20 protein-coding genes are annotated in these 26,033 nt (G+C 72.5%); 12 read left to right on the forward strand and 8 right to left on the reverse strand.

All coding sequences use genetic code 11. The features are described from left to right. Positions 1-159: 159 nt before the first annotated feature. Complete coding sequence (locus ACFY6S_RS18220) at positions 160-1,596, reverse strand: polysaccharide pyruvyl transferase family protein (protein WP_388818433.1); 1,437 nt, start codon at positions 1,594-1,596, stop codon at positions 160-162. Between the two features lie 300 nt (positions 1,597-1,896). Between ACFY6S_RS18220 and ACFY6S_RS18225 the strand changes: the two genes are divergently transcribed. Further along, positions 1,897-3,180 (forward strand): acyltransferase family protein, encoded by a 1,284-nt coding sequence (locus tag ACFY6S_RS18225; protein ID WP_388818436.1) that lies wholly within the window; start codon positions 1,897-1,899, stop codon positions 3,178-3,180. Between the two features lie 19 nt (positions 3,181-3,199). On the opposite strand, the gene ACFY6S_RS18230 is transcribed toward ACFY6S_RS18225, so the two are convergent. Further along, positions 3,200-5,368: an FUSC family protein gene (locus ACFY6S_RS18230; RefSeq protein WP_388818439.1), complete on the reverse strand. Its 2,169-nt coding sequence runs from the start codon at positions 5,366-5,368 to the stop codon at positions 3,200-3,202. A 334-nt stretch (positions 5,369-5,702) separates the two neighbouring features. Between ACFY6S_RS18230 and ACFY6S_RS18235 the strand changes: the two genes are divergently transcribed. After that, complete coding sequence (locus tag ACFY6S_RS18235; protein ID WP_388818442.1) at positions 5,703-6,407, forward strand: hypothetical protein; 705 nt, start codon at positions 5,703-5,705, stop codon at positions 6,405-6,407. A gap of 276 nt (positions 6,408-6,683) precedes the next feature. Here the strand turns inward: ACFY6S_RS18235 and ACFY6S_RS18240 are convergent, their stop codons facing one another. Further along, on the reverse strand, positions 6,684-7,442 hold the full coding sequence (locus ACFY6S_RS18240; protein WP_388818445.1) for a thioesterase II family protein: 759 nt from the start codon (positions 7,440-7,442) through the stop codon (positions 6,684-6,686). 326 nt (positions 7,443-7,768) lie between these two features. On the opposite strand from ACFY6S_RS18240, the gene ACFY6S_RS18245 reads away from it, so the two are divergent. The 6 genes from ACFY6S_RS18245 (at position 7,769) to ACFY6S_RS18270 (ending at position 12,813) form a co-directional block, all read left to right on the forward strand. Beyond that, a complete protein-coding gene (locus tag ACFY6S_RS18245; protein WP_388818448.1) occupies positions 7,769-8,617 on the forward strand; it encodes a metallophosphoesterase family protein in 849 nt (282 codons plus the stop codon). Beyond that, a complete protein-coding gene (locus ACFY6S_RS18250; protein ID WP_388818451.1) occupies positions 8,614-9,279 on the forward strand; it encodes a 4'-phosphopantetheinyl transferase in 666 nt (221 codons plus the stop codon). The genes ACFY6S_RS18245 and ACFY6S_RS18250 overlap by 4 nt, the downstream gene beginning before the upstream one ends. 176 nt (positions 9,280-9,455) lie before the next feature. Then, positions 9,456-10,463: a glycosyltransferase family 2 protein gene (locus tag ACFY6S_RS18255; RefSeq protein ID WP_388819770.1), complete on the forward strand. Its 1,008-nt coding sequence runs from the start codon at positions 9,456-9,458 to the stop codon at positions 10,461-10,463. Continuing rightward, positions 10,417-11,925 carry a DUF6056 family protein gene (locus ACFY6S_RS18260; protein ID WP_388819773.1) on the forward strand — a complete coding sequence of 503 codons (1,509 nt, stop codon included), beginning with the start codon at positions 10,417-10,419 and terminating at the stop codon, positions 11,923-11,925. The genes ACFY6S_RS18255 and ACFY6S_RS18260 overlap by 47 nt, the downstream gene beginning before the upstream one ends. Positions 11,926-12,086: 161 nt before the next feature. Beyond that, a complete protein-coding gene (locus ACFY6S_RS18265; protein ID WP_388818454.1) occupies positions 12,087-12,395 on the forward strand; it encodes an SCO5918 family protein in 309 nt (102 codons plus the stop codon). A gap of 52 nt (positions 12,396-12,447) precedes the next feature. Continuing rightward, a complete protein-coding gene (locus ACFY6S_RS18270) occupies positions 12,448-12,813 on the forward strand; it encodes a hypothetical protein (protein ID WP_388818457.1) in 366 nt (121 codons plus the stop codon). Positions 12,814-12,942: 129 nt separating this feature from the next. Here ACFY6S_RS18270 and ACFY6S_RS18275 read toward each other — a convergent pair whose 3' ends face one another. After that, the gene (locus tag ACFY6S_RS18275) at positions 12,943-14,490 is read right to left on the reverse strand and encodes a DEAD/DEAH box helicase (protein WP_388818460.1); all 1,548 of its coding nucleotides are present in this window, start codon (positions 14,488-14,490) and stop codon (positions 12,943-12,945) included. A 192-nt stretch (positions 14,491-14,682) separates the two neighbouring features. After that, positions 14,683-14,886, reverse strand: coding sequence for a cold-shock protein (locus ACFY6S_RS18280; RefSeq protein ID WP_388818463.1), 204 nt, complete (start codon positions 14,884-14,886; stop codon positions 14,683-14,685). Positions 14,887-15,249: 363 nt separating this feature from the next. On the opposite strand from ACFY6S_RS18280, the gene ACFY6S_RS18285 reads away from it, so the two are divergent. The 4 genes from ACFY6S_RS18285 (at position 15,250) to ACFY6S_RS18300 (ending at position 19,274) form a co-directional block, all read left to right on the forward strand. After that, positions 15,250-15,894: a DUF6629 family protein gene (locus ACFY6S_RS18285; RefSeq protein ID WP_388818466.1), complete on the forward strand. Its 645-nt coding sequence runs from the start codon at positions 15,250-15,252 to the stop codon at positions 15,892-15,894. A gap of 98 nt (positions 15,895-15,992) precedes the next feature. After that, a complete protein-coding gene (locus ACFY6S_RS18290; RefSeq protein ID WP_388818469.1) occupies positions 15,993-16,376 on the forward strand; it encodes a hypothetical protein in 384 nt (127 codons plus the stop codon). A gap of 69 nt (positions 16,377-16,445) precedes the next feature. After that, positions 16,446-18,380: a glycoside hydrolase family 15 protein gene (locus ACFY6S_RS18295; RefSeq protein WP_388819776.1), complete on the forward strand. Its 1,935-nt coding sequence runs from the start codon at positions 16,446-16,448 to the stop codon at positions 18,378-18,380. A 171-nt stretch (positions 18,381-18,551) separates the two neighbouring features. Continuing rightward, entirely contained in the window at positions 18,552-19,274 is a 723-nt protein-coding gene (locus ACFY6S_RS18300) for a VOC family protein (RefSeq protein ID WP_388818472.1), read from the forward strand. Positions 19,275-19,372: 98 nt separating this feature from the next. Here ACFY6S_RS18300 and ACFY6S_RS18305 read toward each other — a convergent pair whose 3' ends face one another. The 3 genes from ACFY6S_RS18305 to ACFY6S_RS18315 form a co-directional block, all read right to left on the reverse strand. After that, the gene (locus ACFY6S_RS18305) at positions 19,373-21,133 is read right to left on the reverse strand and encodes an FAD-binding protein (protein ID WP_388818475.1); all 1,761 of its coding nucleotides are present in this window, start codon (positions 21,131-21,133) and stop codon (positions 19,373-19,375) included. Positions 21,134-21,345: 212 nt separating this feature from the next. Then, positions 21,346-21,636 carry a hypothetical protein gene (locus tag ACFY6S_RS18310; protein ID WP_388818478.1) on the reverse strand — a complete coding sequence of 97 codons (291 nt, stop codon included), beginning with the start codon at positions 21,634-21,636 and terminating at the stop codon, positions 21,346-21,348. Between the two features lie 155 nt (positions 21,637-21,791). Next, on the reverse strand, positions 21,792-25,784 hold the full coding sequence (locus tag ACFY6S_RS18315) for an XRE family transcriptional regulator (RefSeq protein WP_388818481.1): 3,993 nt from the start codon (positions 25,782-25,784) through the stop codon (positions 21,792-21,794). Positions 25,785-26,033 lie beyond the last annotated feature (249 nt).

Here is a 26,033-nt window from a genome sequence, read left to right on the forward strand (position 1 = left end):
CCCCTTTCCGGCCGGCCGCAAGACCCGGGCGCCGCCTCGACCCCACGCCCCCCCCCCCCCCCCGGGGGGCCCGCCCCCCCCGCCCCCCCCCCCCCCCCCCCCCCCCCCCCCCCCCCCCCCCCCGCGGCGCTCTCCCGGCTCCGGGGCCGGCCGCTTCTCTCAGGACCCGCTCGGCCTGGCCTTGCCGATCCGGCGGCGTATCGCCGAGCCGACACGGGTCGTGGCGCGCCTCTCCATGCCCGCTATCCGCTTCTCCGTGGCCGTCAGCTGCTTCTGCATCCTGGCCAGCTGCTTCTGCAGCTCCTTGTTGGTCTTCGTCAGGCTGGTGATGTGCCGGTCCGCCACGGCCCGGTTCTCCAGCAGCTGTTCGCGCAGCCGGCTGATGCGGTAGCGCAGGGCGCCGTCGTCCGAGCCGTCCCACACCTCCACCGAGGGCGGCAGCTCCAGCGCGTTCAGCCGCGCCTCGTAGGCGGCCCCGCCGTCGCCGTGGGTGAAGGTGTTCTCCAGGGAGTTCTTGTCCAGGAAGGCCGTGAAGCGGTCGAAGCGCTCCTTGTGCCCGTCCAGCAGTCCGCTGTAGTCCGCCTGCTCGTAGAGCTCCTGGGGGTGGACGTCCCCCGGCAGTCCGGCGAGCATGCGGTGCGGTATGCCGAAGTAGCGGCACAGCTCCAGGGTGCGGGAGTCGTGGGCCAGCACCACGGCGGGCGTACCGGCGAGCAGCGCCGCGATGTTGCCGTGGATCCGGGTGCCGTACGAGAAGTCGTGCGTGGCCAGCTCGTCCATCCAGGTCTTCGGGTCCAGCGGGACCCTGATCTTGTTCTCCTGGAGCAGCGGGTGGGTCAGCCGGCGCGGCAGGTTGTCGTGGACGCCGGAGGCCGCCGAGGTGTCGCCCCAGAAGAGCGTCTCCGCGTCGACGAGGTTCTGGGCGTAGTACGTGAGGTTCGGGAAGCGCTGGTGGGCGTGGCGTGCCAGCCCGACCAGGTCGCCCACCTTGTTCGCCTGCGCCGAGAGGTTGATGGCGATCCGGGAGTCGGCGGAGAAAGGGGCCGGGTCGCGCGGTCTGGGGAAGGTGTCGCCGTGCAGGAACATCGACGGGCAGCCGATGGTCTCGACCTCGCGGAAGCCCAGTTCGCGCAGGTAGGACGCGGTGAGTTCACCGCGTACGCCCACCGAGGCGGACCTCTCCAGCACGGCCCGCATGAACCGCTTCACCGACGGCTCGATCGCCTGGAGCCGCTCGGTGTCGTAGTCGTCGCCCGCCTGCGCGCCCACGCCGAGGACGACGACCGGAATGGTGAGCTGCTCGATGAGGTTCGACAATCGGTCCAGCGAAGGACGGAATGTGGGACGGAAGGCGTTGGCGAGCGGCACGACGAAGACGTCGTACTCCTCGTTGATCTGCTGAGCGCGTCCCGCCGAGGCGTCGGTCCTGAGCCCGTTGGACGTCACTTCGGTGCGATCCGTGAGCAGAATCTTGTGCGCGGCGTCACTGAAGAGCAGATTGCCCGAGTTCGTGCCGATCAGATCCCGTTGGATGAACTCTTCACGTGTAGCGACGTGGAACGGACTCTTCCCCGAGCGGATGAGTATGCGCTTCATGGCCTTCTCTCGATTGCGCGGCTTGGACAGCAGGCGAAGCCGTTTGTTGTCAGGCGCCCTCAGCGCAGCCACCCCAAAGGGAACGCCGAGGGTCGCGGAGCCCTCTTAGTCGAGTTTTGGGTATACGCAAGGAAAACCTTCACCGCACCTTAACCAAGCCGCACGTGCCCCGTACATCCCGGGGGCGTCGCCGAGGAACGGGGAAGCCTCCCACCACCCCGCCAGTACAGCGCCGATGGCGGTTTCTTAGATTTCGATGAAGGGGCGCGTGCGGGTTTGCTTTGCGGGCACGGGCCTTGAATGGACACCACGCGCACCGAAGAGGTGACAGGCCAGGACAGACGCGACAGATCGGGCGGGCCGAGGGGGGTCGCGCTGGAACTCGTTCCGGTACGAGTGGACGGCCGGCCCAAGCGGGGCGGGCGCGGCTTCCCGTCCGCCGTGCGCGACGCCGGACGGGTGCGGGGGGTGGACGGGCTGCGGGCGCTGGCCGTCGTCCTGGTGATGGTCTATCACCTGGAGCCGGGTCTGCTGCCCGGCGGTGCGCTCGGTGTCGACGTCTTCTTCGCGATCAGCGGCTTCGTCATCACCCGGCTGCTGCTCGTGGAGTTCGCGCGGACCGGTGATGTCGCCATGCGCTCGTTCTACTGGCGGCGCTGGCTGCGTCTGGTACCCGCGCTGCTGGCCGTCTGCGCGACCTGCGCCGTGCTGGCGCTCACCACCCGGCTGCCCAGCTTCGAGCGGGCCTGGACGGCGATCACGCTGTCCGCCACCTTTCTGATGAACATCGCCAGGGCGGCCCAGTCCGGTACGTATTCGAGTGATCTGTCGCTGATGGCGCACACCTGGTCGCTGGGGGTGGAGGAGCAGTTCTACCTGGTCTGGCCGCCGCTCCTGCTGCTGCTCCTGCGACGCGTCGCGGCCCGGACCGTACTGCTCTGGACGGCGGTGCTGTGTCTGCTGCCGGTGATCTGGCGCGCGCTGCTGTGGGATCCGACGGCGGCGCACCGTATCTACAACGGCGTGGACACCCGTGCCGACCAGTTGCTGACCGGTGCGCTGCTGGCCCTGGTGGTGGCCAGGCTGCACGCCGACGATCCCCGGCTGGCGGCGCTGCGGCGCTGGGCGGCCCGGCTGGCGGGGCCCGCCCTGGCCCTGCTGGCGCTGATCGTCTGGCAGGTGCCCCTGACCGGCTCCAGCGCCTGGACCATGCCCTGGTACACGGTCGGCTTCCTGCTCGCCGCCGTACTGTCGGCGACGCTGGTGGCCTCGCTGGAACTCGCCCCCCGCACCCGGCTGTCCCGGGCGCTGTCCCTGGCTCCGCTGGTCTGGGTCGGCCGCAATCTCAGCTACGGGCTCTATCTGTGGCACTACCCGCTGACCCGGCTCATGTCCGATCTGGGGCTCGACGCCTGGCACGGACCGGCCACCTTCGCCGCCAGCTTCGCGGCGGCCGTCGCGTCCCACTATCTGATCGAGAGGCCGCTCACCCGTCGGCGGCGCCCCGCGCCGGCGCCCGCACCCGAGGAGGGCGGGGTCGCCCGGGTGTCCGCCGGCCGGGAGCTGAGCCGGTGCGACAGCTGACCCGGAGGACCGGCGCCGCTCAGGCGGCGCCGGTCAGTGCCTGTATTCCGTGCAGCTGAGTCATGACGTCCCGCAGCGACCGGCAGGCGCGCGGGACCGGGGGCAGCGAGGTGGTGGCCGTTCCCCGGCCGTCCTCCAGCGCGTCGGCCATGGCGGACAGCGCCCCGGTCACTTCGCGTATCTCCGTGGCCGGGGGCATCGGCACGCCCTGCTCGACGCGCAGGGCGCACGCGGTCGCGGCGTCCACGATCCGCTCGGCCTGCGTCATCACCGCGAGCCAGTCGTGGCGGTGGGTACGGTGCGGGCCCGGCAGTTCGGCGGCGGCGGTGCCGACGGCCGCCCGCGCCTCGGCGAGCGCCCGGTAGGCGGCGTGGCGCAGCGCGACGCCGGTGGCGTCCGAGCCTCGGGGCGCGTCCCCCGGAACGCCGGGGCCGCGCGGGGCGTCCGGGGCGTGGAGTACGTGGCGCAGATACCGTTCCGTGTGCCGCAGCGCCACGGCGAAGCGGTGGCCGACGCGTACGCGCGGGTCGGTCAGCAGCGGCAGGTGGCCGACGAGCAGCACGATGCCGCAGGCCAGTGCGGTGTCGAGCAGCCGCGCCGCCGTCGCCTCGGTGTCGCCGCCCGCGTAGACGAAGGAGAGGACCAGCAGGGTCACCACGGCGGTCTGGAATCCGAAGTGCCGGGTGGCGACCGGGATCAGCGCGCCGCCCGTCACGACCACGGCGAGGAGCCACCAGGTGCCGCCCAGCCAGGTCATGACGAGGGTGAACACGAGCACGCCGGTGGCGGTGCCCACCACACGGTTCACCACGCGTGAGAACAGCGGGCCCAGATCGGGCTTGACGAGAAACGCGGCGGTGGCGGGCAGCCAGTACCAGTGGGTCTGGTGGAGGCTGAGGGCGACGGCGGCGCTCGCGGCCACACACAGCGCCACCCGCAGCCCGTTCTCCCGCCGGGCGGGAGCGAACGCGCGCCCGAGCCAGGCGCGCAGGCGTGGCGCGCTCCCGCGCCGGAGTCCCGCACGCCACCCCGGCGGTGTACCGGGACCGCCCGGGTCGCGGTCGCGGTCAGTGTCGCTGTCGTTGTCGTTGTCGTTGTCGTTGTCGGGACCGGTGCCGGGACCGGTGCCGGGGCGGGTGCCGGTGCCGGCGGCGTCCTCGGTGGCCGACCGCACCGGGGGCGGAACGCGGCCCGGTGCCGTACGGTCGAACGTCACCGCCGCTTCGAGCAACGCCCGGTCGAAGGCGCCGCGTTGGACGGTGTCGGAGACGGGGCTCGGCAGAGCGCCGGGTGCGGAGTCGCCCCGTACCGCCACCGCGAGCCGGCGCGGCCCCTCGGCGATCTGAGCCGGCAGCGGACGGCCCTCCCACAGCAGTGCGATGCCCGCCTCGCACAGCGCGGTCGCGGCGCCGAAGCGGTCGGCTATCCGCCGGGCGCCGGGCGCGCCGAGGCCGCCCGCGCGACGCGGCCAGGGCAACAGCCGCATCAGGCGCAGGGATTCGTCCGCGCGCTGCTGAGCGGTGACCAGCCGCGTCCTGGCCGCCTCCGCTTCGGGCCCGCCCACTTCGCGCAGCGCTTCGGCGAGCGCGTCGAAGACCGCGGCGACGGCCTCCCGCTCCCCGTCCCACCGCGTACCGCGCCGCAGGCCGGTGGTGCGCAGCAGCACCCGGAGCAGCAGCAGCCAGCCGGCGCCGCCGAGGAAGCAGAGCGCCTTGAGCCAGGCGGGGCCGGGCAGCGGCATTCCCGCGCCGATGGCCGCGGTGACGAGCAGTTGCATGGCCGCCGCCGACCACACCGGCCCTGACACACTCAGCGCGCCGGAGAGCCAGCCCACGACGGAGAGCGCGGGAACGGCGGCCCATCGGCTGCCCGCGTCGGCGAGCAACCCACCGCACAGCAGTCCGAAAGCTCCCGCGACGGCGGGCAGCCCGATGTGCACCACACCGGTACGGCGGGTGCCGGGGCGGTCGTTGACACCGGCGAGCATCGCACCGAGGCCGGCCAGAATCGCCTCACCGGCATAGCCGGTCACCACTCCGAGTGCCAGCAGCGGTCCGGCGCTCAGGGCGCCGCGGAGCACGGCGGTCCACGGGATGGGCCCGGAGCGCCAGCCGAGGGGGTGCAGCAACCAGGCGGGCGCGGTACGCCGGCCGGTGGGGCGCAAGCGCGGGACGAACGGTACGGGCAAGGGGACTCCTGTACGACCGGTCGCGGTGAACGGGGCGGGCGGACCGGCGGGCAGCGGCGACCGCACACTCACGACCGTAACAGCACCGTCTTTCGTTCGAGCTGTTGTTTCATTACGCGCGGATGTCCACCGGCGCTCGCGTAGCGACCCTCTCCCACCTCCCGTTTCACGGCCGTTCGTGGCCCGGTTGTGGTCCGCCTGTGGTCGGCCGGCGGTTCACGGCGGTGTCCGTACGTCGTCACTGTCACAACAGGACACACCGCAGGGCCTAGGCTGCGGTACAACGGCCGTCGACGGAGTCAAGCGCGGCGGCACGGAACGAGAGGGCGACATCATGACATCCGCACCCACCACACCAGGCAGCGTAGAGGCGACCACAGCGCTGCTGCGGGGCGAACTCCCGGAGTTGGAGGCACAGCAGCAGTCGCTGGAGAAGGAACTCGCCACCGTCACCGAGCGGCTGGAATCGGTACGTACGGCGCTCACCGCTCTGGAGGCGCTGTCCGTGGCGCCGGTGACGCAGCCCGTCGCCCACGTTCCGGAGCCCGCGGTGTCGCCGGAGGCGGCGCCCGCGGTGGAGGTGCCCGCACAGGCGGCGGCGCCCGCCGAGGAGGCGTCCGCCGAGGCGAAGACGGCGAAGACCGACGAGCGCAGGGAACGGACGCGGTCCGCACGGCGCCCGGCGAAGAAGGCCGCTCCCGCGAAACCCGCCAAGGCGGCCAAGCCGGCCGCTCCGGCCGCCAAGGCCAAGACCACCAAGCCCGCGAAGGCCGCCAAGGCCACGCAGTCCGCCGTGTCGAAGAAGGCGGCGGCCCCCTCGGCGGAGGAGGAGAAGATCGGTGGGCTCACCGAGCAGATCCTCGACGTACTCGCCAAGGCCGGCGACACGCCCGTACGGGCCCGTGAGGTGGCCAAGGCGCTCGGGCGCGATGCCACTCCCGGCAGCATCAACGCGGTGCGCAGCACGCTGGACCGGCTGGTCGGCAGCTCCAGGGCCCGCCGGGCCGGTCGCGGACTCTACGGATCGACCGACGCCTGACAGCGGCCTCCGGCCGCAGCCGCGGCCGGGGACAACAGCACAACAGCCGCGTCACCGCCCGACCGTGCGACCCGGCTCAGGGCCGCACGGTCCGGGGGCGCCGCGGACTCCGGCGGAGTGCCGGGACGGCATGATCCGGAAAGCGGGTCCGGGTCTCACGTTCGGATCCCGCCGGGCTCGCGGGCCCGGCGCCGCTCGCCGGTCCGGCCGGTGCGAACGAGAGGCCCTGAGGGCTGTCCCGTCATGCCGCGCCCGCCGGGCACGACGGGACAGCCCTCAGCCCGCGACAGCCGCCAAGTGCTCCCGGAGCAGCCCGATCACGGCGGGTGCCTGAGCGCTCAGATAGAAGTGCCCGCCGGGGAACACCTTGAGCGCGAAGTCCCCGGTGGTGTGTCCGCGCCAGTCCTCCGCCTCGTCCAGCGTGGTCTTCGGATCGTCGTCCCCGGTCAGCGCGGTGATCGGGGCGCGTACGGTGACACCCGGCTCGCACCGGTAGGTCTCGATGGCGCGGTAGTCGGTACGGATCGCCGGAAGGATCATCCGCAGGATCTCCTCGTCGCCGAGGAGCGCCGTATCGGTGCCGGACATCAGCTTCAGTTCGGCGACGATCCCGTCGTCGGTGCGCAGATGCACGTCCTCGTCACGGGTACGGGACGGGGCCCGCCGCCCCGAGGCGAAGAGGCGGGTCAGCTCCCCGCCGTCGGCCTCGTAGCGCCGCGCGACCTCGAAGGCGATCGTCGCGCCCATGCTGTGTCCGAAGAACGTGGTGGGCCGCGCCCCGAGTTGCCCCCGCAGTGCCGCGTACACCTGATCGGCCATGACGCCCACGTCGTCGGGGCTGGTCTCCTTGCGCCGGTCCTGCCGGCCCGGGTACTGCACCGAGAACACCTCGGCGACGGACGACAGTTGCGCGGAGACGGGGAAGTAGAAGGAGGCCGATCCCCCCGCGTGGGGGAAGCAGATCAGTTGTCCCTCACGGTCGGGCGCCGGATGGAAGCGCCGGGCCCAAAGGCTCTCCTCGGTGGACGTCGTCATCGTGCTGCGCCTCCTCATGGGTGGCACCGGATATCCCGAACCACCCGTCGGTACGGGCCTCTTGACCTCGGTCACTGTACTTCGGCGGTATGCGGGGCGTCTGCCCGATCACCGGTCCGGCCCGATCTTGCGGGACGCGCCGGCCGCGGAACCGGGGCCCCGCCCCGCGGATGCGGCCATCGTGACCACGGCCACGCCCGGTGTCCGCCCGGCCACGAGGCGCTTCGACGTAGTCTCGGGAGGGTGGGCGCACCAGGGCGCGTCGCGGTGAGCGGCGTCCCGGCCCACGGACCGGCGTCCGAGACCGATCGAACAAGGATGGAACCGTGCCCGACGGAAAACTCCTGGCCGTCAGCGATCTCCATGTCGCCTACGACGAGAACCGCGCGATCGTCGACGGGCTCCGCCCCGACTCGGACGACGACTGGCTGATCGTCGCGGGCGACATCGCGGAGAAGTACGCCGATGTCGAATGGGCCCTGCGCGCGCTCGCCGAGCGGTTCTCGCAGGTCGTGTGGGCGCCGGGCAACCATGAGCTGTGGACCCACCCGCAGGACCCGTGCGAGCTGCGCGGCGAGCAGCGCTACCTCCGACTCGTCGCGCTCTGCCGGGAGTTGGGCATCGCCACCCCTGAGGACCCTTATCCGGTGTGGCGGGGCGCCGGTGGCCCGGTGGCGGTGGCTCCGCTGTTCGTGCTGTACGACTACTCGTTCCGCGCCCCCGGCACCTCCACCAAGGAGGAGTCGCTGCGGGTGGCGCGCGAGGCGGGCATCGTCTGCTCCGACGAGTACTTCCTGCACCCGGATCCCTTCGAGAGCAGGGACGACTGGTGCCGCTCCCGCGTCGAGGAGACGGAACGGCGGCTGTCGGCCGTCGACCCGTCCCTGCGCACCGTCCTCGTCAACCACTTCCCGCTGGTGCGCGACCCCACCAGCATCCTCTACTACCCCGAGTTCGCGCAGTGGTGCGGTACGGAGCTGACCGCCGACTGGCATGTGCGCTTCCGCGCCGCCGCCGTGGTCTACGGGCATCTGCACATCCCCCGGGTCACCTGGCACGACGGAGTGCGGTTCGAGGAGGTCTCGGTGGGCTATCCCCGGGAGTGGCGCAAGCGCCCGCCGCGTGTGCCGCTGCGTCAGATCCTGCCGGAGCCGGCCGGGCAGGACGCCCGGTGATCGCCTCGATCCTGCCCCCGGCGGTCGCCGTCGAGGCGGCGTACGGAGATCTGGTGCCGGGCCCGGCCGATCCGCTGTTCCCCGAGGAGACCGCCCGGGTCGCGAAGGCGGTGCCGAAACGGCAGCGCGAGTTCACCACCGTACGGCTGCTGGCCAGGCGCGCACTGCTGCGCCTCGGTCAGCCGCCCGTGCCGCTGCTGTCCAGCAAGCGGGGTGCGCCGCAGTGGCCCGACGGCATCGTCGGCAGCATGACGCACTGTGACGGATACCGCGCCGCGGTGGTGGCGCGCTCCGAGAAGACGGCCTCGGTGGGCATCGACGCGGAGCCCGACGCGCCGTTGCCGGAAGGCGTGCTGGACGCCATCGCGCTGCCGGGCGAGGCGGAGCGCGTCTCGCACCTGACGCGACAGCATCCTGGAATCGGTTGGGACCGGCTGCTGTTCAGCGCGAAGGAGAGCGTTTTCAAGACGTGGTATCCGCTGACCGGCCTCGAACTGGATTTCTCCGAGGCGGATATCACGATCGATCCGGTCGAACGCACTTTCCACGCAAGGCTTTTGGTGCCCGGTCCGCTGGTGGACGGGACGCGGATCGACGCGTTCTCCGGCCGTTGGATCGCGGAACGCGGACTGGTGGCGAGCGTCATTCATATCCCCCGGTGAGACATTCTCACGGCCGGGGACAATCACCCCGGAAAAATACTCCAATCATATGTACGCCATGCCGTGGTGACGCTTGAGCGGAAGATCGCTTCATTCTATGGTTGCCACGGCAGCAGCACATCGGCGCGGCACGCACGCGCGCCGCCGGGCGCTGAGGCGTATGGAGTGAGATGACCATGGTTCAGGTTTCCATTGTCGTACCGTGTTTCAACGAGAACGAGGTGATCGGGGCCTTTCACACCGCCCTGCTCGCCGCACTCGAACCCACCCGGCAGACTTTCGAGATCTGTTACGTGGACGACGGCAGCGCCGATGGCACCCGGCTCCGGCTGGGCGAACTCGCCGCCGGCGACCCACGGGTCCGATTCACCTCCTTCAGCCGCAACTTCGGCAAGGAAGCGGCCATGCTCGCCGGACTGCGGATGTCCCGGGGCGGCGCCGTCGTCCTGATGGACGCCGATCTCCAGCACCCGCCCGACCTGGTGCCGCGCATGCTGGAACTGCACCGGCGCGGCTACGACCAGGTGGTCGCACAGCGCGACCGGGCGGGCGAGAGCGCCGTGCGCACCGCGCTGAGCCGGGCGTACTACCGGCTGGTGCGCCGCTGCATGGAAGTGCAGGTGGTCGACGGGGCGGGAGATTTCCGGCTGCTGTCGCGGCGCGCCGTCGAAAGCGTGCTGTCGCTGCCCGAGAGCAATCGTTTCTCCAAGGGAATCTTCTCGTGGATCGGCTTCGACACCGCGAGCTTCACCTACCGCAATGTCCAGCGTGCGGCCGGGCAGTCCAAGTGGGGCGGAAAGCGTCTTCTCAACTACGGAATCGACGGGTTGCTCTCCTTCAACAGCCGACCGCTGCGGCTGGCGATCCACACCGGCCTCTGCCTTTTCCTCTCGGCGCTCGGATATGCCCTGTGGATCATCGCGAATGTGGCGCTGAACGGGGTGGACGCGCCCGGCTACACCACACTGATGACCGCGATCGTGGCCCTGAGCGGAATTCAGCTCGCCACGCTCGGGATCGTGGGCGAATACGTGGGGCGGATCTATCACGAGGCGAAACGCCGTCCGCACTACGTGATCCGGGAGACGGACGAATCCCGGGGGCGGTACGAACACCTTTCGAAAGGCAGTGGTGCAGATGGCCTCGGGCGCGCCGGACGTCACCATCCCGAGACAGCCGGGTGACACCCCCGGGGCCCGGCACACCGGGGGCGAAGCGCGTCCAAGGCGGTGGCGGACGTACGGAGCCCCGGCGCTCGCGCTGCTCCCGCTCACACTGCTCACCGGCGCCGGATGGCTGGGCCGCGCGGTGCGTCCCAGCGCGGACGAGTGGTGTTTCCTGCCCACCGTCCGTGACGACGGCGTCTCCGGGCTGGTGGCGAAGTTCTACCTCACGGACAACGGACGGCTCGGCAACGGCCTGCTGGTCGGCCTCTACGCGAAGTTCGGGGTGGCGGGGCACCAGTGGTACGGCGCGGTCAGCGGCGCCGTCACGCTGGCACTGCTGTGGGCCATGACGGTCCTGGTGCTGCGCGCGGCCGGGCGGAGCGCGCCGCGCGGGGTGCCGCTGCTCGTCGCGGCGATGGTCACGGCGGTCTTCCTCCTCGCCACGCCCAACACGTACAAGACGTTCTACTGGCCCGCTTCCTCCGTCTCGCACACCGTGGCGCCCGTCCTGGCCTGCCTCGCCGCGCTGCCGCTGCTGTGGGCCCGTACCCGTGCGGGCAGGATCGCCGCGACGGGCGCCGCGCTCGTGGTGGGCTGCTTCCTGGGGACGCTCTCGGAGGAGACCTCGGTCGTCGTGCTGGTGGTGCTCGCGGCCCTCGTACCGGCCGGCCGGCGGATCCTCGCGCCGTGGGCTCGGTCCTACGCGCGTACCTGGTGCCTGGCGGGTCTGGCCGGCGTCATGGCCGGTACGGTCCTCCTGCTCACCTCGCCCGGGTCGCGCAACCGCCGCGAGCGGTACGGGGCGCGGACGGCCTCGATGTTCGCCCCGGAATCGCTGGGCGAGTCGCTGCGCGGCTTCCTGGAGATCCTCGGGACGCTGCTGTCGACCTGGCAGTATCTGGGCGCGGTCGCGGCCGGAGTGCTGCTGGGGCTGCTCGTACGGAGCAGGGCGGGCGGCGCGCCGGTGCTCCTGACGGGCCGGCCGGGCCTTCTGCTCCTCGGCGCGGGCGGCACCTTTCTGGCCGCCGGGTACCTGTGCACGGTCATCACGTACCCCCTGTTCGGCACCTCCGTGTCGAGCGCGTCGCGTACCTGGAACGACTACCTCGTGCTGTACGTCCTGCTGCTGGCGGCCGGCGGAGCGGTCCTGGGGCGGGCGCTGGTCCGCCGCCGGGCCGGTCACACCGGCGTCGCGGTGGCGGTGTGCGCGGTGGTGTGCGCCGCGACATGTGCCGGACTGGCCGTCCCTCTCGGTGAGTTGGGGACGGACATGGGCGTGCGGGCCGCGCGGTGGGACCGTCAGGACCGGTGGCTGCGGGACGGGGCGGCGCTGGGCGTGCGGGTGCTGCCGTACAGACCGCTGTCGATCAGCGGGATGGGCGAGCCGTTCGGCCACCACGGGCACCGGGTGTGGCCGGCCCGGTGTGTCGCCGACTATTACCACCTGGAGAAGGTCACGTACACGGAGCGGCTGCCCTGACGGGTGTACGCGGCCGGGCGGGTGCGGGCCGCGCGTTCCGGGGCGTGTGCGGCGGGAAACCCGTCGCGCGGCGGGTTTCCGGCGAAAACCCTGGTTCCCGGCCAGGAGTTCCTGTGGGATGCTGAGGCATCCGCTTTCCCCCTTCTTCCTCCCGAGGCACTATGCGCTGCGTCATCGCCCGCTTCCCCTTCGAGCTGGTCAAGAGCGAGGTGCAGCAGTCGATGAAGGGCATCAAGCCCGAACCCATCACCGGTGAGTCCGTGGTCATCGGCCGGCGGAGCTATCCCGTCAAGCAGGTGGGGGAAGTGATCACCCGCCAGGACCGCCGTGACTTCACCGCGTTCGAGATCACCAGGGCGCTGACGCGGCTGGGCTTCACCGTCCACCCCGTCGCCGCGCCCGTCGAGCCCGTGGCCCTCAGCCCGCTCGAAACCGCGTCGGCGTTGCTCGGCCCGTCCGACCGCGACTGAGACGCGCGGGCAGCCACCGTCCGGGGGCGTACGCGTAGTAGAATCGGCGCCCATGTCGAAGCCTGATCATCTGCTTGTTGACATCGCCGCCACTGTCGAGTCCGGGCAGAGCAATCAGATGTCCCTCACCGTGGTCGTGCCGGGAGCCGTCATCACGGGGCGGCTGGCCCCGGAAGCCGTGTGGCGCGAGCGAGTGGCCGAGGTGCTGGAGGACTCCGAGCGGCTGGGACCGTTCTCCGCCGTCTTCACGTCCACCGGCCCGCAGGGGCCGGACGAGCCGCCCACCCATCTGCACTTCCACGTCGCCCGGATCCTCCAGGGAAGCTTCGGCATCCCGGAGACCGGTGGCATGTACCGCATCGCCATCGACGAGGTGAGCGCCTGGACGGTGGGAGACCTCAGCTACTCGGACGGCTGAGCCGCCCCCGCCGTAAACCCCGTTTCGCGTCCACCGCCTTGACCCCACTGTCCCGTCCGACGGAGCGGCCCCCGGTACCGACTGGTACCGGGGGCCGCTCCGTCGTCGACGGCGGGTCGGGCCCAGGTCCTAGGCGGCGCCGCCCCGCGAGGACTGGCGCGGCGCGGTGCCGGTGCGCGGCCCCGCGGAGGTGGCGGAGGAGCGGCGGGACTGGGACGAGCGGCCTCGGCCGCGCGCCGGCGAGCCGCTGCGCCTGGGGCGCTCCACGACGGGTGCGGAGATGGTGACGGGGACGCCCGAAGGCGCCTGCGCTCCGGTGATCCGGCTCAGTTCCGCCTCGCCCGAGCGGACCTGCGTGGTCTGCGGGGTGATACCCGCGTCGGCCATCAGCCGGCTCATGTCACGGCGCTGGTTGGGCAGCACCAGGGTGACGACGCTGCCGGACTCGCCCGCACGCGCGGTACGTCCGCCACGGTGCAGATAGTCCTTGTGATCGCTGGGCGGGTCGACATTGACGACGAGGTCGAGGTTGTCGATGTGGATGCCGCGCGCGGCCACGTTGGTGGCGACCAGCACCGTGACATGGCCGGTCTTGAACTGGGCGAGGGTACGGGTGCGCTGCGGCTGGGACTTGCCGCCGTGCAGGGCGGCCGCGCGGACCCCGCTGTTCAGCAGGTGGTCGGTGAGCCGGTCGACCGCGTGCTTGGTGTCCAGGAACATGATCACCCGGCCGTCGCGGGCCGCGATCTCGGTGGTCGTCGCGTACTTGTCGGCGCCGTGCACATGCAGCACATGGTGTTCCATCGTGGTGACCGCGCCGGCCGAAGGGTCGACCGAGTGGACGACCGGGTCGTGCAGGTAGCGGCGGACCAGCAGATCGACATTGCGGTCGAGGGTGGCCGAGAACAGCATCCGCTGGCCCTCGGCGCGCACCTGGTCGAGCAGCGCGGTGACCTGGGGCATGAACCCCATGTCGGCCATCTGGTCGGCCTCGTCCAGCACGGTGATCGCGACCCGGTCCAGCCGGCAGTCGCCGCGCTCGATGAGGTCCTTGAGCCGTCCGGGCGTGGCGACGACGATCTCGGCGCCGCCACGCAGCGCGCCGGCCTGCCGGCCGATCGACATACCGCCGACGACGGTGGCGAGACGCAGCTTCAGCGACCGGGCGTACGGGGTGAGCGCGTCGGTGACCTGCTGGGCCAGCTCACGCGTCGGCACGAGGACCAGGGCCAGCGGCTGGCGCGGCTGGGCCCGCTGTCCGGCGGTGCGCGCGAGCATGGCGAGGCCGAAGGCGAGGGTCTTGCCGGAGCCGGTACGGCCACGGCCGAGGACATCACGGCCCGCGAGCGAGTTCGGCAGGGTGGCCGCCTGGATCGGGAACGGCTCGCTCACCCCGAGGCCGGTGAGGATGCCCACGAGTTCGGCGGGCATGTCCAGCTCGGCGAAGGACGTGACCGGGGGCAGGCCCGGGGTGATGGTGACGGGGAGGGCGAACTCGCCCTTCTGGGCGGCGGGCCTGCGGCCGTAACCGCCGGAACGGGCGGGGGCTCCCGAGCGGCTCGGGGCGCCGGAGCGTCCGGAGGTCTGCGATCCGAAGCGACCGCCCCGGCCGGAACCGGCCGGACCGCCACTGCGGGTTCGGGAATAGCGGTCGTTCGTGCGTGTTGCGCGGTTCATTCAGAACCTTTCTCGACGGGCGCGTATCGAGAATTCTCGGCAGTAAGCCGCACAAAGAATCGCAAGAACGAGCCGGTGAAATACGGAGGACCCGAAATCCGCCTCGTCGCGTCGGGCCGGTCGTGCGAAAAGCAACGAGCTGGGGCCCGCATCTTCAGGTGCGGGCCCCAGCTACGTCCTGCGTTCCGAGCGTCAGGCGGGAACGATGTTCTCCGCCTGCGGGCCCTTCTGGCCCTGCGTGACGTCGAAGTTCACCTTCTGGCCCTCCTGGAGCTCGCGGAAGCCCTGGGCGGAGATGTTGGAGTAGTGGGCGAAGACGTCAGCGCCGCCGCCGTCCTGCTCGATGAAGCCGAAACCCTTTTCCGCGTTGAACCACTTGACGGTGCCACTGGCCATGATGAATCTCCTTCGGGGCAATGCCCGCAGGCCCGCACTGTGCGGACCTCACGTCGCCGCGATGATTACCCCGTCCGGAAAGGCCCGGAAATACAAAAGCGCACCTACCGGACACATAAAGTCGGTAAGAGCACTTGAAGTCTTTGGGAACCACAACTGCAACTGAGATCAACAGTAGCACGGCGGGAGCCGGAGGGTGCGGGCGGTTTTTATCATCCGATCCGCGCACCGCCGAATATTCACCGCGCATTGGTCGAAATTCTGTACCGGCGGCTGTGGATATTCAGAGGTGGACGGGGAGGGTACGGCCCCACGGCGGTGTCGCCGGGGCCCGGCGCCGTCCGGCGCGTACCGTCACGGGTCATGTGCTGGAGCGCGACGGCCGACCTCGTGGTGGGAGCGGGTATCACCGCCGTCGGGGTGGCGTGCGTGGTGGGCACGCGCGCTGCCCGGGATCTGCCGCTGGCCGCGCTGCCGCTGATCCTCGGCGCCCATCAGATCGTCGAGTCCGCGGTCTGGCGGGCCGGCGGCGGGCCGGGTCCCGCCACGCTCGCGTGGGCCGTCATCGCGTTTCCCCTGCTCGCCGTCTGGGTGCCCTTCGCCGTGCTGCTCGCGGCGGGGCGCGGGGCTCGGCGGCGGCTGATCCCGTCGGCCGCCGCCGGGCTCGCCACGGCGGCCTATCTCTCGTACCGGCTCTCCCGCACGACGGTGACGGCCGACATCCGGGGCCATACCGTCGGCTACGTCCTCGATCTGCCGTTCGCTCCCCTGGTCGTGGTGGCGTATCTCGTCGCCACCGTCGGCTCCCTGCTCCTCGGCGGCGACCGGGCGGTGCGGCTGCTGGGGGTGGTGGTCGCGGCCGGTGCCGCGCTCTGCGCCGCGCTGTGGCGGCTGGAGTTCGTCTCCACCTGGTGCGCGCTCGCCGCCGTCGCCTCGGTGCTCCTGCTGCGGCGGGCGGGCGGGCGCCCCGACACGGGGGCCGCGGGCGATCGCGGCCTGCCGGGCTGAACGCGACGGAGGCGGGCCCCGTATCACCGGGTGCGCCCCCGTACCCGTGCCGGGTGGCGCCGCCGACCGAGTTCCGCCGAGCCTGCGAGGACCAGCCCATGAATGACCACAACGACGCTCCCCTGCACGCGCTGCCCGACGGCGAGGCCGAACTCCGCCTGGTCGTACGGCTGGCCTGGGAGGACGTGGCCGCGCTGGGGCAGGAGGCGAGCCGGCTCGCCGCGCGGACGAAGCGTCCCGTCAGCCTCGACGAGGCGGCGAGCCACCGGCTGCGGCAGCGGGCGGCGGGCCATGCCAAACCGGCACAGGACTGGCCGGTCGCGGCGGCGGCGCCCGCGGTGTCGTCCCTCACCGGCCGCACCCCCGGCGAGCACGCCCGGCAGGCGATCGAGAAGATCACCGCGTCCGACACCCCGCAGGCCCCCGCGTCCGCTCCGGTCGGGCCCCGGAGCACCCGGACGTCGTCGCCGTCGTCCGCCTGAGCGGTCGGCGCCCGCCCCCGCCACGGCGTCCATGGCGTACGAGGTCGCTTCCCCGTGCGTCTTCACGCGATGTCGTGCGGGGACGGCCGTGGCGCCGGCGGAACCGCTCCGCGTGCGGGCCGGCCAAGGGTGCGCGAGACTCGGCGGGTGAGGGACGAGGAGCGCAGCGAGCGGGACGAGGAGTATCTGCCGATCGCCGAACACGGTCTGATCGGTGATCTGCGCACCGCCGCTCTGGTGGGGACCGACGGCCGCGTCGACTGGTTCTGCGCGCCCCGGTTCGACTCCCCCAGCGTCTTCGGGTCGTTGCTCGACGCACGGCGCGGGGGTCACTGGGAGATCGCGCCGGTGGGTCAGGTGGTCACCCGCAGCCAGTTCTACTTTCCCGACACCAACATCCTGATCACCCGCATGCTCACCGCCGAGGGCATCGTCGAGATCCAGGACTTCATGCCCGTCCTGCGGGACCGCGACCCGGCCCACCGTCAGCGGCTGGTGCGGCGGGTGGTCAATGTGCGGGGCCGGATGCGGCTGGCGGCCCGGATCGCGCCCCGGCTGAACTACGGGCGCGACGCGCACCGGGTGGAGCGGACGCCGGACGGCGTACGGTTCGTCGGCGCGTCCCTCACGCTGTGGCTGCGCTCCTCCGTCGAGTTGGAGACCGACGGTTCCGACGCCGTCGTGGAGTTCGATCTGAGCGGGGGCGAGTCGGTCCTCTTCGACCTGGAGGCGGACACGGGCACGGGCGAACCCGACCCGTGCGCGGTCGATCCGGCGGCGGCCGAGGAGCTGTTCGAGGCGACGGTCGTGTTCTGGCGCCGCTGGCTGCGGCAGTCCACGTACACCGGGCGCTGGCGCGAGATGGTCCACCGCTCCGCGCTGACCCTCAAGCTGCTCACCCACGAACCCTCCGGCGCCGTCGTCGCCGCACCGACGCTGGGGCTGCCGGAGCAGGTGGGCGGCGCGCGCAACTGGGACTACCGGTACGTGTGGATCCGCGACGCGGCCTTCTCGCTCTACGCGCTGCTCCGGCTGGGCTTCACCCAGGAGGCGCAGGCGTTCATGGACTGGCTGACCGGGCGGCTGCGCGAGGCGACCGACGGCGCGGCGGGTCCGTTGCGCGTCGTGTACTCGATCGACGGCCACGCGGACCTGCCGGAGGAGGTGCTGACGCATCTGGAGGGGTACCGGGGATCGGCCCCGGTGCGCACCGGCAACGGCGCCAGCGGCCAACGGCAGCTGGACATCTACGGCGAGCTGATCGACTCGGTCTATCTGTTCGACAAGTACGGCGCGGGGATCTCCCACGAGAGCTGGACCGATCTGTGCGGTGTCCTGGACTGGCTGCTGGAGCACTGGGACAGCACCGACGAGTCCATCTGGGAGACCAGGGCCGGGCAGCAGCACCACACGTACTCGCGGCTGATGTGCTGGGTCGCGGTCGAGCGCATGATCAGGATGGCGCGCCGACGCGGGCTGCCGGGCGATCTGGCCCGCTGGACGACGGTCCGCGACCGTATCTACCACCAGATCATGGCCCGCGGCTGGGACCCCCGCGCACGTACCTTCGTCCAGCGGCTGTCCGCCGACCCGGACCGCCCGCCGGAGAACATCCTCGACGCGTCGCTGCTGCTGATGCCCATGGTCAAGTTCGTCTCACCGGTCGATCCCCGGTTCCGGTCGACGGTCGACGCCATCGCCGGGCGGCTCGTCGCGGACAGCCTGGTCTTCCGCTACGACCCGGAGCAGGCCCCGGACGGCCTGGACGGTACGGAGGGCACGTTCTCCATCTGTTCGTTCTGGTGGGTGGAGGCGCTGGCGCGCACCGGTGAGGTGGAACAGGCCCGGCTCGCCCTGGAGAAGATGTTCACCTACGCCAACCACGTGGGGCTGTACGCGGAGCAGATCGGGCTGACCGGTGAGCACCTGGGCAATTTCCCGCAGGCTTTCACCCATCTCGCGCTGATCAGCTCGGCGATCAATCTGGACCGCGCGATGGGATGAGCCGGACGGCGTCGCGCGCGTGCCGACGTGCGCGGCGGCATCCGGGGGTGAAGCATGGCTACCGGGACCGGCCCGCCGGGCGGTGTCCCTCCACCGGTGAGATCGGAGTGGACGAGAGTCATGGCGGCGTCACCTCGTGCCGTATACGGTGCCCCGTGCTGGGTGAGTCTGATGGCCCGTGACCTGCGGGCGTCCCAGTCCTTCTACACGGCCGTTCTCGGCTGGACCTACCGGCCCACGACGCTGGGCGAGGATTTCTCCGTCGCGCTCGCGGGCCGCTCGGCGGTCGCGGGCATCGGGGCCCTCGCGCCCAGTCTGCAGGCCGCGGTCGCCTGGACCCCGTACTTCGCCGTCAGCGACGCGGACATGACGGCCGCGCGCATCCGGGAGCGCGGGGCCACCGTCGCGGTGGGGCCGCTCGCCATGAGCACGGGCCGCGCGACGCTGGCCGCGGACCCGGACGGCGCGGTGTTCGGCTTCTGGGAGGGGCGGACGATCCCCGGCTGGGCCGTGGGACGGGGCTCCGGTCCCGCCCGGCTCGAACTGCGCACCAGGGACGCGTTCGGCGCGGCCATCTTCTACGGCGAGGTCCTCGGCTGGGGTTCGGGCGAGGCGGACAGCTGCGAAGTGCGGTACGAGGACGACCAGGTGGTGGTGCGCGACGGAACGCACGTGGTCGCCGCGCTGCGCGGCGGCGCGGTGGAGAGCGCGCCCGATCCGCAGGTCAGACCACGCTGGCAGGTGCACTTCCACGTCGCGGACGTGAACGTCGCGGCCGGCGCGGCGGCGGAGGCCGGGGGCGCCGTGGTGGCACCGCCCTCCGCCTCGGGGTCGGGCCACGAGGCGACGCTCCGTGACCCGGACGGTGGCCTGTTCACCGTCACCACGCCCTGACTCCGCGATGCCGTCGGCGGGTGCCGACGGGGCTGTCCCGGGCTTGGCGTCGCGCTCCGGGACAGCGGGACGGCGGGTGCCGAACACGGCTGTCCGTGTCACCAGTGACGGACACCGGGGTCCGGAGGCCACGGCCCGCCCTCCGGCCGCGTCGGCGGTCTGCCGGATCGTGTGCGGGGCGCGTCGGCGACGCCGTCCGGGGGAAGCTCGCTCGCGGAGGAGGTTCCCCGGATCGCGAGGGTGTGATGGAACACGTCGAGGGGGTCCCACCGTGACTTCACCCGCTGGAGCCGGAGATAACCGGTCTTGTAGTAGAGCGTGTGCCAGGGCACCTCGGAGGTGTTCCACACGGGGTCGGCCAGGTCGGTGTCCGGGTAGTTGATGTAGGTGCCGTCGTTGATCCCGCCGGGTACGGGAACGCCGCCGGTGTCCCTGTACACGTCGCGGTAGAAGTCACGGACCCAGGCCAGGCCGGCCGCGTCGTCGCTCTCGTCGGTCCAGACGGTGTGGAAGTCGGCCTTCATGACCGAGTCGCGCTGGGCCACCGCCGTCGCCCCCGGCGGGACGGCGTTCACCTGACCCCCGTATCCGATCAGTTCCAGGGCTCCGGCCGGGGTCCCGGTGGAGTTCGTCAGATGACGGTGGACCGTCGCGAGCTGCCGGTCGGTGAAAGAACGTCGCAGGTAGGCGGCCTTGATCTTGTACCGGCGGGTGATCACGTCGCCGGCCTCCCCCGCGCCCGGCCAGGTGATCGGGTGCAGCCACGGCATGGTCCGGCGGTCGTCGAGCACCGGCTCGGTACCGGTGCCCGAGGTGACGGCGGACACGAAGCCGGTCACCAGGTCGTCCGCGCCCGGGAGGTCCGCGTCGATCTGGACGATCATGCGGAAGCTCCCCGCGCTGCGGTGCGCCGCCTGAAGGATCGCGTACAGGTTCGCCTGCGGTGTGCCCGCCACGCTGTTGTGTTCGTGCCAGAGCCCGAAGTTGCGCAGCAGCCCGGTGAACGCCTTCTCGGTCATCCGCTCGTCCCACGCCCAGCCGACCACGCATTCCAGGACCCGGGCGGGCGCCGTCGGCAGCAGCCGGGTGGGATCGCCGCCGGTCGCCGCCGGGGCGCGCAGCCAGTAGTTGGTGACGATGCCGAAGTTGCCTCCGCCGCCACCGGTGTGAGCCCACCACAGGTCGCGGTGGGGGTCGTCCGCCTCGCGGGTGGCGGTCACCGTACGTACGGTGCCGTCGCCGTCGACGACCACCACCTCCACCCCGTAGAGGTGGTCCACCACGGATCCGTACCGGCGCGAGAGCGGCCCGTACCCGCCGCCGCAGAAGTGGCCGCCGGCCCCGACCTGGGGGCAGCCCCCACCCGGGACGGTCACTCCCCAGCGTGTGAACAGCGTCCGGTAGACATGGCCCATCGTCGCCCCCGGCCGCACCTCGAACGCGTCCCGGTCCCGGTCGAACCCGACCGTGTTCATGGGGGAGAGATCGAGGAGCAGACGCACCCCGGGCTCCGCCGTGAAGCCCTCGAAACAGTGTCCGCCACTGCGCACCGCGAGCCGGCGGCCGGAGCGCACCGCCTCCGACACCGCGTCCGCCACCTGTTCCGTCGACCAGGCCATACGGATCTCGTCAGGTTTCCCCACGAATCGCCAGTTGTCCCCGCGCACCAGACTGGCGTACCGGGGATCCGGCGGCCGCACCGACACCGGGCCGGGCGGACGGGCGGCTCCCGCCGCGGCCGCGGCGGAGTCCGGCGAGCAGCCCGTCGTGAGTCCCGCCACCGCACCGCCGGCGGCCAGCGCACCGGCGGCTCCGAGCAACTCGCGCCGGTCCAGCGACGCGGGGGTCCATCCGTCCATCCCAAACCTCCCGGATCACCTCAAGTCGCCGTACCGACCTGTCGCTGATCGTAGGCGTACGGGGAACGATCGTCGGGAGACCTTCCCGGTCCCGCGCGCGCGGCGCCGGAACCGCACCCGGACGGACCGGGACATGGCCCGGGCCGTACGGCGTGGTGTGAGCCACGCCGTACGGCCCGGCGAGAGGGACCCCGTGCGCTATCCGATACCGGTCACCTGTTGGTCCACAGGTGCCAGTAGACGTCGCCCGCCGCGCACTGGTACTGGTCCCAGTGGCCGCGCTCCACCCCCTGTCGGCCGGCCCGCTGGCAGTTCCCCTCCGTCCAGTACCAGTCGCGGTAGACCGGCAGGTCGGCCGCCGGGTCGGCGGCCGACCTGCCGGTCGCCGCGCCCACCGCGGTCACCGGGCCTGTCGCGGCGACCGCCTGGTAGGCCCCGAGGCCGAGTGACGCCGCGACGGCCGATGCCGCGAGGAGGGTCGTCAAGGACTTCACGTATGTCATCTGTGCTTCTCCCGTTGTCGTGTCCGCAGGTGCTCGGCGGCCGGGTCCGACCGGCCGCCGGCTCAAGGAATACCGGCCCCGCGTTGTTCACGGTCGACGCGCCGCCGTGAACAAACGGATGCTGGACAACGAGGTGCGGCAGCCCGCCCGCCGGTTCAGCGAGGCGTGCCGCACGGTGGCCGGTAGGGCAGTCCGGGCAGCAGCTGGCGTACCTCGGCCCGCGAGAGGCCCTGGTGGCCGGTCGTGCGGCAGATCCGGTCGGCGACCCGGTCCGTGTCGAGGTCCCGGAGCAGCGCTGTCCAGTCCTCGCCGGCCGTCGCCAGGGTGCGGCCGTCCGGTGCGAAGGCCAGCGCGTCGACGGGTTTCGTATGCCCGGAGAGCAGCGCCAGTTCGGTGGGGTGGCGGGGGTCGGCCAGGTCCCACAGCCGGACGGGACGGTCGGTGCTCGCGGTGGCCAGCGTCCGGCCGTCCGGGCTGAAGGCGAGGGCTCTGACCGCGTCGGTATAGCCGCCGGGTGCGGCGAGCGGGGCGGGGGCGCGGGGGTCCGTGACGTCCCACAGCCGCAGGGTGCGGTCCTCGCTCGCCGTCGCCAGGATGTGGTCCCGGGGGCTGAACGCCACGGCCTTGACCTTGTCCTGGTGCTCGGTCAGCTCGGCGAGGGGGTGCGGCGCTCGGGGCCGCGTGGTGTCCCACAGCCGGACGGTGTGGTCCGCGCCCCCTGTGGCGAGGACCCGGCCGTCGCGGCTGAACGCGACCGCTTCCACCTGATCGCCGTGGGCCGTGAAGGCGGCGAGCCGCTTGGGGTGGAGTCTGTCGGCGGTGTCCCACAGCCGTACGGTACGGTCGGCGCCGCCGCTGGCCAGGACCCGGCCGTCCGGGCCGAACGCGATCGAGTTGACGGCGTCGTGGTGGCCGGTGAGCCGGGCCGGGGCGCGCGGGGCGCCGGGGCCGGCGGTGTCCCGGAGCAGGATCGTGCGGTCGAGGCTCGCCGAGGCGAGGGTGCGGCCGTCAGGTGCGAAGGCCACGTCGTTGACGGCGGCGGTGTGCCCGGACAGGACGGCGCCCGGCACGGGCCGGTACGGGTCGCTCACGTTCCACAGCCGTACGGTGCTGTCGTAGCCGCCGGTGGCGACCGTACGGCCGTCGGGGCTGAACGTCACGCCGTACACCGAACTGGTGTGGCCGACGAGGACGGGCCCCGGGAGGTCCCAGAGCCGGGCCGTGCGGTCGCCGCCCGCGCTGACCAGGGTGTGGCCGTCCCGGCTGAAGCCGAGCGAGGGGACGTGGCCGTGGCCGCTGAGCGTGGTCAGCCAGTGGGCCCTGGCGGGGTCGGTGGTGTCCCAGAGCCGGACGGTGGCGTCCACGCTGCCGCTGGCGAGCGTGTGGCCGTCGTGGCTGAAGGCGAGGGCGCCGATGTTGTCGGTGTGCCCGGTCAGGACGACGGGGGTGCGGGCCGGGCGGCCGGGGCCGGTGACCTTCCACAGGCGTACGGCGTAGTCGTGGCCCCCGGCGGCGAGGGTACGGCTGTCCGGGGAGAGTGTGAGGGATCGGACCGGGAGCGGGCTGACGCGGATGCGTTCGGCCCGGGTGTTCACCGGCTCCGACGGCTCGGCGTGGTGATCCGCTTCGCAGGGCCCGGCGCCGGCCGGGCCCGCGGGACCCTGATCGCCCAGGTCCCACAGCCAGACGCCCTGGGAGCCGCCGGCGGCGAGAGTCCGGCCGTCGCGTCCGAACGCGAGCGAGTCCAGCTGCTCGCCGTGGCCGGGCAGCACACCGGCCGGGGTGACGGCCGGGGCGGTGCGGCACCGGCGGGCCGTGTGCCACAGCCGGACGGCTGCGCCGGGCCCGCTGTCGCCGACGGTGGCGAGCGTGCGGCTGTCCCGGCCGAACGCGACTGCGACGGCGACCCCCTTGAGCACGGCGGGGGCACCGGCACGCGACGGCGCGGAGACGTCCCACACAAGCGCTCTGCCGCTCTCGTCCGCCGCCGCGAGCAGCCGTCCGTCGGGGCTGAACGCCATCGAATGGACCGCGCCGGGCCGCCCGTCGAGCGTGGCCAGCGGGCGCGGCCGGTGCGGGTCGGTGACGTCCCACAGCCGTACGGCCCGGCGGCGCTCGGCGGTGGCCAGTACGCGCCCGCCGGGGCGCAGCGCGACGGCGTCGACCCGGTCGGCGGCGACGAGCCGGGTCGCGTACGGCGTGGCGTACGAACTGAGCAGCGCGCCGCGTGCGGCGACGGTGCGGCGCAGGCGGTAAGCGCTCAGGGCGAGCTGGAGCGCGCCGGCGGGGTTGGTCGGCCGGAGGGCAGCGGCCTGTTCCGCGACGCGCTGCGAGACGGCCGTGTCCCGCTCCCCGGTGGCCCGGCGCTGGGCCTGGACGGCGAGTCCGGCGGCGGTCGCCGTGCAGACGAGGAGGAGGGCGAGCAGCAGCGTGAGATGGCGCAGCCTGCGGGTGCTGCGCAAGGCCGCCCGTTCCTCGGCCGCCTGTGCGGCCAGACTGGCGTCGAGGAACGCGCGTTCGCGGCCACTGAGCGCTCGAGCACCGTGGCCGGCCGCCCCCCACTGGCGGGCTCCGGCCAGCCTGACCCCCCGGTAGAGCGCGCCGGGATCACGCCCCACCGCCTCCCACCCGTGCGCCGCCCGGGTGAGCGCGCGGTGGATCCGTTGCCCCTCGCGGTCCTCCAGCAGCCAGCCGCGCAGCCGGGGCCAGCAGCGGATCAGCGCCTCGTGCGTGATCTCGACGCTGTCCAGATCGAGCGTCAACAGCCGGGCCGCCGTGAAGCGTTCGATGACAACAGCCGTGTCGGTGGCGTGCTCGTCCCGCTGCGCGGGCAGCACCGTGCGCGCGGAGCCGTCCGGCGCCGGCCCGGCGTCCGGGCCCGGGTCGAGTTCGGCGCGGGTGATGCGGCGCCTGGTGTCCTCGGTTCCCTCGCCCAGCGCGGTCAGTCGCAACAGCAGATCGCGGGCCGCGCGTTGCTGTCCGGGAGACAGCGCGCCGTACAGGCTCTCGGCCGTGTGGGCCAGAGCGCCGTCGATGCCGCCTGTGGCGTGGTAGCCGGCCAGCGTCAGGGCGGTGCCGCGACGGCGGCGCCAGGTCTCCAGGAGGGCGTGGGAGAGCAGCGGGAGGACCGCGGCCTGCCCCTTCGCCTGGCTGACGAGATCGGTGACCAGGGCGCCTTCGACCTGGTAGCCGGCGTCCACCGCAGGCCGGACGATGGCCCGGCGCAGCTCGTCGGTGGTCATGGGGCCGACCGGCACCTGCGCCTCGCTCATCGCGCGGCCCAGCTCGGCATGGTCCGTGCAGTGCGCGTAGAAGTCGGCGCGCACACCGAGCACGACGCGGCAGCGGCTGTTCTCCGCGGTGGCGGCGGTGAGCAGCGCGTCGATGAACCGGGTGCGTTCGGCGGGATCGCGGCAGAGGGTGAACACCTCTTCGAACTGGTCGACCACCAGCAGCAGTTCCGTCCCGTCCGGCCGGTCCGCGAGGGCCTGGCATACGGCGCGGTGCAGGGCGCGGGGCGAGTCGGCCAGGTCCCGGACGAGTGCGCCGGGTGAGGTACGGGCCGGGCCGGCGAGCCTGGTCGCCGTCTCCTCCAGCGGGCAGGGTCCGGGGGTGAGGACGACCACCGGCTGTTCGGGGGACGCCCGCAGCCGGCGCGGTACGACGCCCGCGCGCAGCAGCGACGACTTGCCCGCGCCCGACGCCCCGACCACCGTGACGAACCGCCTCGACGCCAGCCGGTCCTCCACCTCCTCGATCAGCCGCTCGCGGCCGAAGAACCTGTCCGCGTCCTCGGCCCGGAACTCCGCCAGTCCCGCGTACGGCGCGCCGTCGGCTCGGCCGGCGCCGCCGTCGGTCCGTACCTCCGGCTCGTCCCGCGCGTGCTCCGCCGCCAGGGCGTGCCAGCGTCGCTCCCACTCGGCGCGATCGCCCCCGCAGGCCGTCGCGTAGGCGACCGTCACCGCCAGGCTGGGCAGCTTGGTTCCGGCGGCAGCCGAGGAGAGCGCGGCGACCGAGTAGTGCGAGATCCGGGCCAGTTCGCGATAGGTCGGGCTGCCGGCCCGCTGGCGTAACAGCCGCAGCTCCGCCGCCAGCCGGAGCGGCGCGCCGTCCCCCGTGCCCAGCGGGCGTTCTCCTCTCGGCACCATGGCCCCCTTCCCAAGGGTCCGTCGGGCCCCGGCCCCGAGGCCGTGCGTATCCGGAGCAACCGGCGTGGGCCCTTGCGGGTTGCTGCGGATGCCGGGAACTCACCCGGACGAGACGAAGGACGGGGCGTACACGTCCCACGGCCCGGTGCGCGGCCGGTGAGTCCCGAAGAGGCGTCGGATCCGGGTTTCCGGGCAGGATCCTGGTGTCCCGCGTCAGTTGAGGATCCCGTACAAGGTCGAGGGGGCTCC

The sequence above is a fragment of the Streptomyces sp. NPDC012835 genome (genome assembly GCF_042900885.1).
Taxonomy (GTDB): domain Bacteria; phylum Actinomycetota; class Actinomycetes; order Streptomycetales; family Streptomycetaceae; genus Streptomyces.